Origin of the sequence: Weizmannia acidilactici, from assembly GCF_008974225.1 — a bacterium.
In the GTDB taxonomy this organism is placed as follows: Bacteria; Bacillota; Bacilli; order Bacillales; family Bacillaceae_C; genus Weizmannia; species Weizmannia acidilactici.
This window is the reverse complement of record NZ_BKZR01000038.1, coordinates 22,902-32,499: the sequence shown is the minus strand read 5'-3', so window position 1 is coordinate 32,499 and position 9,598 is coordinate 22,902. Positions and strand designations below refer to the sequence as shown.

Genomic DNA, 9,598 nt, shown 5'->3' with positions numbered 1-9,598 from the left:
CATTGAAGATGAGTACAAATGATGAGCGCATGTTGTCCATGCTGATTTTTGTTTCCAGCCTTTTTACTACGGTTGTCGGTCCGCTATTGATTTGGCTGTTAAAAAAAGATTCTTCTGCATATGTTGATTATTATGGGAAAGAGTATTTCAATTTTTTAATTTCGTACACAGTATACGGATTTGCTGCGTCCCTTTTGATCGTCGTTTTAATCGGGTTTGTGCTTTTGCCGGTTGTTGGGCTGATGTATTTTATTTTTACAATTGTGGCCGCAATAAAAGCATATAACGGCGAAATGTACCGGATCCCGCTTATTTTCCGGCTGATCAAATAACCGGAAGTAGGCTTTTTTGTTTGGGGCACGTTTCTTGAAAGCAGCGGATTTTTATGCGATTCTAATAATTACAGTACAGTCTGAAAGGATAGATGCAAATGCTTTTAAACTGCGGCCTTGTTCTTGAAGGCGGCGGCATGCGCGGCGTTTATACAGCAGGCGTGCTTGAAAGTTTTTTGGAACATGGAATTGAATTTCCGTATGTCATCGGCGTTTCGGCCGGAGCCTGCAATGCTGCATCTTTTTTATCCAAACAAAAGGGGCGGAACCGGAAAGTCAATATCGACTTTATTCATGAAGAACGTTACTTATCATGGAAAAATTATATACGCAACCGGGAACTGTTCGGAATGGATTATGTTTTTGACGAAATTCCGAAAAAACACGTGCCTTTTGACTTTCAGGCGTTTGATGAAAACCCGTGCGAATTTGTGATCGGCACAACTGATTGCATGACAGGCAAGCCTGTTTATTTCACGCGCAAAGACTACAAAGGGAATCTTCTGCAAGTGCTCCGTGCTTCCAGTTCGCTGCCGCTTGCTGCGCCGATTGTTGAAATCGGCGGGCGCCCGCTTTTGGATGGCGGCCTGTCCGACCCGATCCCGATCAAAAAAGCGATACAGGACGGGTTCACCTATAATATCGTGATTTCAACCAGAAACCGGGGTTACCGGAAAAAACCGGCGAAATTTACTTTCTTCATTAAACGGAAATACCGTGCTTATCCGGGTGTTTATGAAGCGGTGAAAAAACGGGCCGGATTATATAATGAAACGGTTGAATTTATAGAAAATGAAGAAAGGGAAGGGCGGGTTTTTCTGATCTGCCCGCAGGAACCCCTGAAAGTAAAACGGATTGAAAAAAACGCTAAACGCCTGACGGAATTGTACGAGCAGGGGGTAAGGGATGGCGGCCGTATCATGGAACAGCTCATCAGTTGGGACACACGACTTAAAACCCATATGAAAGCAAGAGTGCGATAAGTATAAGGGGGACAAATCTTTTTCTCATGATTCTATGGCGCGCTTCATAAAATAGAATCAAGAAAAGATAATAGGAGATTCGGTATGGATCTGAAAAATTACTACGCGTCGATGTCGAAAATGTACTTCTATCAGACCGTTGTCCTTGCTAGCGGCCTGTCCGCTTTTTGCCTTATTCTGCTCTATATCGGACGCGGCGGGATATTTGATGCGGTGGTTTGGGCTGTATGGCTGTATATCCTCTATTTTTTTGCCCGCTATTTATACTATGGAAGAATTAAGGGGAAAATTTCCGCAGGCACCGGGTCGAATCGGGAAACATGGCCGGGCACCGGGAAATATGTGGTTCAGTTTCCACCCGGGACAAAGTTTGCGGTGCAGCTTTATGACGGCAGCGGGTATTGCAGGTGGCTGCTCGAAGAAAAAGCGTCAAGAAGGGGCGTAAAATATTTCCAGCTGCAAAGAAAGCTTGACGGGGGCGCGTTTTCCATCCGGATCCAACAGCGCAATCGAAAAGTAACAGTGGTGCTCTCCGGCTTTCAAATTTCTCTATACATGTTGGAAAACACGGGTAAACATATTTTTTTCGCCAATGGGAGCCAATCTGCTTCCATTCGGAAAAATGAAAACAATGAAATTGAATTTTACCGGAACGATAAACTTCTGGCTGCTGTTTCGCGCGGTATTATGCCGGTTGCGTGGCAGCAAATCTTTTCCGCAAATATCCCCGTGCTCCGTTTTTCCGGAAGCCTGGACGAAGAGGATCAGGTGCTCGCCATTGCCTTCTTGGCCTTTTTCTATGTGCATGATAAATATTTCGTGTAAAAAAATAACAAGGATGGTACAATTTTTGTAAGGAAGTTCGAAAGGGGGGCTGCACATGATTTCAATTACTGATGCGGCCATTGCATATTTGGAAGGCGAAGCCCCGCAGAAAGAAGCGGTGCTCAGGCTGCTTTACGATTCGGAAGGGTGCGGCTGCGGCACTGACGGCGTTCCGGTTCTCATGCTGACGGACAAGGACCATCTTGAAAAAAGTGAGCAAATGATGGAGACAAACGGTATGCCAGTTGCGATTGAAAAAAGCGATCTCATTTATTTTGGCGGGGATTTGACAATTGATTATGCCCCTGAAAGCAACACATTCGTGTTAAAAAGCTCTGATGAGATCTTGGGCAGAAATGTTCCGTTGATCAAGCCGCTCAAACAGCAAGAATAGAAGTAGAAAAGCGAGGAAATCAACCATGGAATTGAAACTGATAAAATGCCACGGATCGGGCAATGATTTTTTAATCATCGATGAAACGGCTGTAGAAAATCCATTGACGGATACGATCCGCAAAGAAATGGCGTTGTCTTTTTGCAAGCGCAGTTCCGGACTCGGGGCGGACGGTTTGCTTTTTGTTTCTCAAAGCAAAGTAGCGGATGCAAAAATGCGGATATTTAATGCGGACGGATCCGAAGCATCGATGTGCGGCAACGGCCTGCGTTGTGTCGCCCGCTATGTATCCGAAAAGCTTGGAAAAGATGATCTGTTAATTGAAACAATGAAGGCCAATTTGTATGCCAAAAAAGCGGAACCGCTGTTTGGCGGGATCCCGACATTCCGGGTGGAAATTTCGCCCGTTTTGTTCGGCCTCGATAAACTGCCGATGCGGATCGGGAAAGAGGTGCTGATCAATGAACAAGTGGAGGCATTATCGAAAGATTTGTCTTTTACGGCTGTTGCAGTGCCGAATCCGCATTTGATTTCGTTTGTCGGTAATGAAGTTTTCCATTCCGATAAGCAAAAAACTTTATCGGAATATGTAAACGGTCCGAATGAAATTTTTCCGGACGGCGTAAATGTCAGCTTCGTGAAACCGATCGGGAAAAACGGCTTGTATGTGCGGACGTTTGAACGCGGAGTCGGCTTTACGAACGCCTGCGGAACGGCAATGTCCGCTTCCAGTCTTGTCGCCTGTCTTTTAAGGATGCGGCCGTTTGAAGAGATGATCGAAGTATACAATAACGGCGGGAAAGTACGTTGCCTTGTCCACAAAATTGAAACGGGTGGCGATCCTGAGTTTAGCATTGATCTGATCGGCAATGCGACGTATTTGTATGGAGCTGTTGTTTCATTTGACGCAGAAAATCCGGCGAAATTTATGGTCCGGAGCAAAAAGGAATTCACTGAACAGGCACAGTATGAAAAACTTGAAGTCCATGCAAAAGAAGTAGTGGAGAAAGCTTTAGCTTAAAGAGCATGCCTCTTGGAATGGGGCATGCTCTTTAAGTTTTGGTGCCCATTATCAGCGGACCGCCGATTTCTATGGTAATTCCGCTGATTTAGGCAAAGTTTCCGCTGACATTTTGAGGGAAGCCGCTGATTTTGAAGCCAACGCCGATTTTTGAAAATTTCCTGTCGATTTCCCAAGGTTTTTCGCTGATTGAAGCAAAGAAATAGCCGATTTCCCGGTATTTCTCGCCGATTCAGCAGCGCTCACTCCCGAGTCCGCTATCGTTTTTTTTCAAAAAATCCAGTACCGGCGCAAAAGGCTGTTCCTTCTTGCAGGTAAAATAGCGGGCAAACGGGCAGCCGAATTTCTTCACGCGGTTCAGCACCGCTTCCATCGTAAACAGTTCAGGGAAAAGTTTTTCGCTGACTTCTTCCCATCTGAGCGGCGCCGACACCAGCGCATCTTCATGCCCGCGCATTGAATAAGGGGCAATGATCGTCTTTCCTTCGGCATGCTGGATGAAATCGACGTACAGTTTTCCACCCCGTTTTTTCTTCATCCGTTCAACCGTAAAACTTTCGGGAGCTTTTGCAATCAAATACGACGCCATAAATTCCGTAAATATCCGCGTATCTTTCCATGTAAAACGCCCCTCCTGCAGCGGGATATAAATTTGCAGCCCTTTATTTCCGGATATTTTGACAAAACTTTCGAAACCCAGTCCATCCAAAACATCTTTCAACAACAAAGCGGCTTTCACCGCCAAATGAAACTTGCTCCTGGAAGGGGGATCCAAATCAAACACAATTTCGCTGACAAAACGGCTTTTTACAACTTGATACGGAATATGGTACTCCACCGCCAGCTGGTTTGCAAGCCACATCAGCGTTTTTAAATCATTGCAAACAATATAACGGATCCCGTCGTGCATGGCCGTTTCCACGAAAGCGGGCGCATAATCCGGGCAATTTTTTTGGTAAAACGCTTCGCCGAAAACGCCGTGCGGATATCGGATCACTGTCAAAAGCCTGCCGGAAAGGAATGGAAGCATGAAAGGGGATATTTCCCGCATATAAAAAAGATAATCCAATTTGGATACCGGACGTTTTTCCCAAAGCGGCTTTTCCGGATGCGTGACCGCCACTTCTTCCGGTATCGCTGCCTGCTGGAGGCGGAAACGTTCATATGTACACTCATCCGGCGCAAGGTCAAAACGGAACCGGTGGAAATGCGGTTCGCGCAGCTGCACGCCGTCCCATTCCAAGTAAAAAAGCTCCAAACAAATGGCGGGGTGGATCGTATACACGCCGTTTTTTTCATTTGCAGCATTTTTTTTAATCGCTGCGGTGAGCACCTGCTTTTCTTCCGAACTCATGCTGAAAAGAAACAGCCCGAGCGGAAAAATTTCCGAATTTCTGAATACCGCCACATGATAGTATCCGTTGTTTCCGTCATAAGCAGTAATAAAACAGGCAGCCGTTTTCCAATTTTTGATTTTGATCCAGGTCTCAACCCTTTTTCCCGCTTCCCATTTACTATTTGTTTGTTTTGCGACAATCCCTTCGCTGTTAAAATCTTTCATCGTTTGGATAAGCTGCTGGGCTTCCGGAGCATAAGGAATCAATTGCAAAAGCTCCGTTTTCCCGGGATCGGGGGACAGCGGCAGTTCCAGGTTTTGGAAAAAATTTTCCAATGTTTCTTTTCTGTGCATATACGTTTTTCCGGTGAAGTCAGCACCGTCCAGCATCAGCAAATCAAATGCTAAGAAACGGGCAGGGCGTATGGCAGCAGCTTGTTTGATTTTTGCCGTTGACTTCATTCTTCCCCGGCTCTGCAGTTCCCCGAAGTTCGCTTTGAAAGGATTTTCCAAAAGGGCGAGTTCACCGTCGAGCCGCAATGGAAGCCGCTTTTTCACTATATTTTCGATGCTTTGTAAAAAGTCACGGATCTCCGGGAACTGCGGCAGCAAATCCTTCTCATTCCGGCTCCATAAATGCATCCCCCCATCATCCCATTCCAGGATGGCGCGGAAGCCGTCGTATTTGATTTCAAATGCCCAGTTTCCTATATTGGGAAGTTCCCACTTTAAAGTCGGGAGCATTGGTTTCATTTTTCTCCGCCCCTCCTTGTTTTTCCAAAACTTGATGTACATAGACCGGTTAATTCTACATATATTATCTTCAAAAAGTGAGGCGTTTCATTCATGCATACAATTTGGAAAGGCACGATCAGCTTCGGCCTTGTCAACATCCCGATTAAGCTCCATGCCGCCACGGAAGATAAAGACATTAAATTGCGGTCGCTGCATAAAAAATGCCATTCACCGATCCAATATGAAAAAATCTGCCCGGTCTGCGGCGAAGAAGTAGAAGCCGGGGATATAGTCAAAGGCTATGAGATCACAAAAGGAAAATTTGTCGTGCTCGAGCAGGACAAATTGGAAGATTTGCGGAAAACAACGGAAGAAAAAGCGGTTGAAATTATGGATTTCATTGACATGCGCGAAATTGACCCGATTTATTTCAACCGCAGCTACTATATGTCCCCGAACGAGGGCGGTGTCAAAGCATACGGTTTATTGCGGAAAGCGCTGACCGAATCGAAAAAAGTCGGTTTGGCGCGTATTGTCATGCGTTCCAAAGAGCAGCTGGCGGTCATCCGTGTATTTGAAAATACACTGCTGATGGAAACGATCCATTATCCGGATGAAGTGCGGAATTCGGCCGATGTTCCAAATGTACCCGCCGACGATGAAGTGTCAAAAAAAGAAATCGAAACTGCCATTTTGCTGATTGATCAGCTGACAACTTCATTTGAGCCGGAAAAATATACGGATGAATACCGATCAAGCCTCATGGAACTGATTGAATCCAAGCGTACTGGCAAGGACCTTGTCACCGCCAAAGTGAAGGTACCGGAAAATAACGTCACCGATTTAATGGCGGCGCTTCAGGCATCCATCGACAGGACACAGCCAGCGAAAAAAATGGCAAAAAGAACAAAAAAGCCGGCGGCGAAAACAAAAGCAAAGGAAGCATAACTTTTCGGGGGATATTTGGCCGCAGCCCGAAATATATTGAAATGTGTCGACAATTTTATTTGCCGGAATGCCTCCAATATGGTAAGTTATTTCATATTGGAGGTTTAAGATGAAGAATCAGGCAATTCTAAAAATTATTTTGATCTTATTGGTACTATCCCTGTGTACATGGATTTTTTTTGAAATCGCCGATAATTTCAACAAGGCGGAGATCCAGAATTTTGACCTCCCGATTATTTCGTTTGTCCAGGGATTTATATCCGATCATATGACGAGCGTGATGCTTGCCATTACCTTTTTAGGGTCTGTCCAGGGTGCTGCATCGATTACCCTCATATTTGTGCTTATTCTCTGGATAAAAAAATACCGTACGCTCAGCATTTACCTTGCTGTATCCGTCGCGTTGGGGGCAGGGGTGTTCAACAGGATTTTAAAATACATATTTAAACGCCAGCGTCCCGATATTATGCGTGTCATCCAGGAAACAGGTTACAGCTTTCCGAGCGGGCATTCCATGGGCTCTATGATTTTATTCGGCTGCCTTGTTTTTATCCTGTTCCGCGTGGCCAAAAAGCAGTGGAGCAAATTTGCCGGAACGCTGTTTGCCATGTTCATTGTATTGAATATTGGCATCAGCCGCATTTATTTGGGGGTGCATTACCCGAGCGACGTAGTCGGAGGCTATGCTGCCGGCCTGATATGGGTGATTTTGTCAGCGATGGCACTTATGCTGTTTGAAAGAAAGTTTAAGTTGTAATACAATAGGGTGAGATTAAAGATTGCCGCCCTGCTTAAAAGGAAGGGACATTTTTGGATCCCCGGAGCGGCGGAAAAACAGCCGGTTTTTGGACGGGCTGTTCCTAATGTTGGAAAAGCAGTTTCGCAATTTGGCTTGCTTTTTTTTAAAATTGTATTAAAATATGTTGGTGCGAAAGTTTACAGTAACGGTTTTGAATTGCTGCCTACAGTCAATTTGCCGATTGGGAGGTAAAACTCGATGAAGATGCCGATTAACAAGATTAAAAGTTTGCTAAATCGAAAGTATGCCTTGTACTTTCTTACGGTTTTATTATTTTGGATCAAAACATACATTGTATATAGAGCGGAATTCAACCTCGGCCTGCAAAACGGCATGCAGCATTTCCTCTTGGTGATCAATCCGATCAGTTCCGCACTGTTCTTTTTTGCGCTTGCCCTCTTTTTTAAGGGCCGTGCAAGGCTTATCGCGATAACAGCCATTGATTTGCTGTTATCTATCTTGCTTTATGCGAATGTTTGCTATTACCGTTTCTTTAACGATTTTATCACGCTGCCGGTTTTGTTCCAGACAAAAAACTTCGGGGATATCGGCGGTAGTGCCGTTGCATTGATGAGGCCGTATGATATTTTCTATTTCTTTGATACGATTATGATCGCGGCTTTGATCATTTCAAAGGTTGTAAAAATTGACCGGGAAAAAATCAACCGCCGTTCGATTGCCGGGCTTTTGATAGCGGCCGTGGCGTTTTTCGTCTTTAATCTCGGGCTTGCCGAGGCGGACCGCCCGCAGCTTTTGACGAGAACATTTGACCGCAATTATATTGTGAAATACCTTGGCATGTACAATTACACGATTTACGATGCCATCCAAACGACAAAATCGTCCGCACAAAGGGCAATGGCGGATTCCAGCGATGTTAGTGATGTCGAAAACTATGTCAAAGCGAACTACACCGAGCCGAACAGCAAATATTTCGGTGCCGCGAAAGGCATGAATGTCATTTATATTTCTTTGGAATCTTTTCAGAATTTCCTGATTAATTATAAATTGGACGGGAAAGAGGTTACACCGTTTTTAAACTCTCTGACCAAAGATAAAAACACAATCTACTTTGATAACTTCTTCCATCAAACCGGCCAGGGAAAAACATCTGATGCTGAGTTCATGATGGAAAACTCGCTGTTCCCGCTGCCGACGGGCTCAGTATTTACAACAAAAGCACAAAATACGTACCAGGCTGCGCCGGCCATTCTCGGCGAAAGGGGCTATACGACTGCGGTTTTCCATGGAAACTACAAGACATTCTGGAACCGCGACGAAATGTATAAATCTTTTGGCTATGACCGTTTCTTTGATGCAAAATATTATGATATGAGCGACGAAAACACGATTAACTACGGAATGAAAGACAAACCGTGGTTTAAAGAATCGATGCCTTATTTGACCAGCTTGCCGAAGCCTTTCTATGCGAAGTTCATTACGCTTTCGAACCACTTCCCGTTTATACTGGACGATAAGGATATTGACTTCCCGAAAGGCAATTTCGGCGATAAAACGGTTGATAACTATTTCCAGACTGCCCACTATTTGGACGAAGCACTGCGCCAGTTCTTCACGTATTTGAAGCAATCCGGGCTGTATGACCATACGGTAATTATCATGTACGGGGATCACTACGGCATTTCCGAAAACCATAATGCCGCGATGGCGAAGGTGCTCGGCGTTCCTGAAATTACGCCGTACATTAACGCGCAGCTGCAAAGGGTGCCGCTCTTTATCCATATTCCTGGTGTAAAAGGCGGTGTAAACCATACGTACGGCGGCGAAATCGACGTCATGCCTACCGTTATGCATCTGCTTGGTGTGGATACGAAAGATTACATCCAATTTGGATCTGATTTGCTGTCGAATAATCATCGCCAAGTAGTTGCATTCCGCAATGGCGACTTTGTCACAAATAAATATACGCAAGTATCCGGCACGCTGTACAATACGGCTACAGGCGAGAAAGTCAATGCAAAACTCGGCAAAAAAGATGAACAGATCGTGAAAGAAGAATTGAATCTGTCTGATAAAGTTGTATATGACGACCTGCTCCGTTTTTATAAGCCGAAAGGATTTACAGCGGTCAACCGCAACGATTTTGACTATACAAAAGACCAGAAAGATATGAGTGGACTGCCGAGAACAAAAGCGGATGCAACGAAAAAAAGCAACAGTAAATAAAAAATCATCCCGGGGTTCCGCAGCCGGGATGATTTTTT

General features: G+C 45.0%; 9 protein-coding genes. 8 read left to right on the top strand and 1 reads right to left on the bottom strand.

Annotation, left to right across the window (positions count from 1 at the left end; genetic code table 11):
• The first annotated feature begins 8 nt into the window (after positions 1-8).
• The 5 genes from GBH70_RS13010 (at position 9) to dapF (ending at position 3,555) form a co-directional block, all read left to right on the top strand.
• A complete protein-coding gene (locus GBH70_RS13010) occupies positions 9-332 on the top strand; it encodes a DUF4870 domain-containing protein (RefSeq protein WP_151698025.1) in 324 nt (107 codons plus the stop codon).
• 98 nt (positions 333-430) lie between these two features.
• Positions 431-1,315: a patatin-like phospholipase family protein gene (locus GBH70_RS13005; protein ID WP_151681449.1), complete on the top strand. Its 885-nt coding sequence runs from the start codon at positions 431-433 to the stop codon at positions 1,313-1,315.
• An 84-nt stretch (positions 1,316-1,399) separates the two neighbouring features.
• The gene (locus GBH70_RS13000) at positions 1,400-2,140 is read left to right on the top strand and encodes a hypothetical protein (protein WP_151681448.1); all 741 of its coding nucleotides are present in this window, start codon (positions 1,400-1,402) and stop codon (positions 2,138-2,140) included.
• Between the two features lie 55 nt (positions 2,141-2,195).
• Positions 2,196-2,534 (top strand): iron-sulfur cluster biosynthesis family protein, encoded by a 339-nt coding sequence (locus GBH70_RS12995; protein ID WP_151681447.1) that lies wholly within the window; start codon positions 2,196-2,198, stop codon positions 2,532-2,534.
• 25 nt (positions 2,535-2,559) lie between these two features.
• On the top strand, positions 2,560-3,555 hold the full coding sequence (gene dapF / locus GBH70_RS12990; protein ID WP_151681446.1) for a diaminopimelate epimerase: 996 nt from the start codon (positions 2,560-2,562) through the stop codon (positions 3,553-3,555).
• A gap of 232 nt (positions 3,556-3,787) precedes the next feature.
• Here dapF and GBH70_RS12985 read toward each other — a convergent pair whose 3' ends face one another.
• Positions 3,788-5,644 (bottom strand): DNA ligase D, encoded by a 1,857-nt coding sequence (locus GBH70_RS12985; protein WP_151681445.1) that lies wholly within the window; start codon positions 5,642-5,644, stop codon positions 3,788-3,790.
• Positions 5,645-5,737: 93 nt separating this feature from the next.
• Here GBH70_RS12985 and ku point away from each other — a divergent pair, with 93 nt between their 5' ends.
• The 3 genes from ku to ltaS all read left to right on the top strand — a co-directional run bounded on the left by ku (position 5,738) and on the right by ltaS (position 9,560).
• Positions 5,738-6,574: a non-homologous end joining protein Ku gene (gene ku, locus GBH70_RS12980; protein WP_151681444.1), complete on the top strand. Its 837-nt coding sequence runs from the start codon at positions 5,738-5,740 to the stop codon at positions 6,572-6,574.
• Positions 6,575-6,683: 109 nt separating this feature from the next.
• Complete coding sequence (locus tag GBH70_RS12975; RefSeq protein ID WP_151681443.1) at positions 6,684-7,331, top strand: phosphatase PAP2 family protein; 648 nt, start codon at positions 6,684-6,686, stop codon at positions 7,329-7,331.
• A gap of 240 nt (positions 7,332-7,571) precedes the next feature.
• On the top strand, positions 7,572-9,560 hold the full coding sequence (ltaS, locus tag GBH70_RS12970) for a lipoteichoic acid synthase (protein WP_151681442.1): 1,989 nt from the start codon (positions 7,572-7,574) through the stop codon (positions 9,558-9,560).
• Positions 9,561-9,598 lie beyond the last annotated feature (38 nt).

Coding starts and splice junctions, on each gene's coding strand:
- GBH70_RS13005 (WP_151681449.1), top strand. CDS start 431: ATGCTTTTAAACTGCGGCCTTGTTCTTGAAGGCGGCGGCATGCGCGGC.
- dapF (WP_151681446.1), top strand. CDS start 2,560: ATGGAATTGAAACTGATAAAATGCCACGGATCGGGCAATGATTTTTTA.
- GBH70_RS12985 (WP_151681445.1), bottom strand. CDS start 5,644: ATGAAACCAATGCTCCCGACTTTAAAGTGGGAACTTCCCAATATAGGA.
- ku (WP_151681444.1), top strand. CDS start 5,738: ATGCATACAATTTGGAAAGGCACGATCAGCTTCGGCCTTGTCAACATC.
- GBH70_RS12975 (WP_151681443.1), top strand. CDS start 6,684: ATGAAGAATCAGGCAATTCTAAAAATTATTTTGATCTTATTGGTACTA.
- GBH70_RS12995 (WP_151681447.1), top strand. CDS start 2,196: ATGATTTCAATTACTGATGCGGCCATTGCATATTTGGAAGGCGAAGCC.
- ltaS (WP_151681442.1), top strand. CDS start 7,572: ATGAAGATGCCGATTAACAAGATTAAAAGTTTGCTAAATCGAAAGTAT.
- GBH70_RS13000 (WP_151681448.1), top strand. CDS start 1,400: ATGGATCTGAAAAATTACTACGCGTCGATGTCGAAAATGTACTTCTAT.
- GBH70_RS13010 (WP_151698025.1), top strand. CDS start 9: ATGAGTACAAATGATGAGCGCATGTTGTCCATGCTGATTTTTGTTTCC.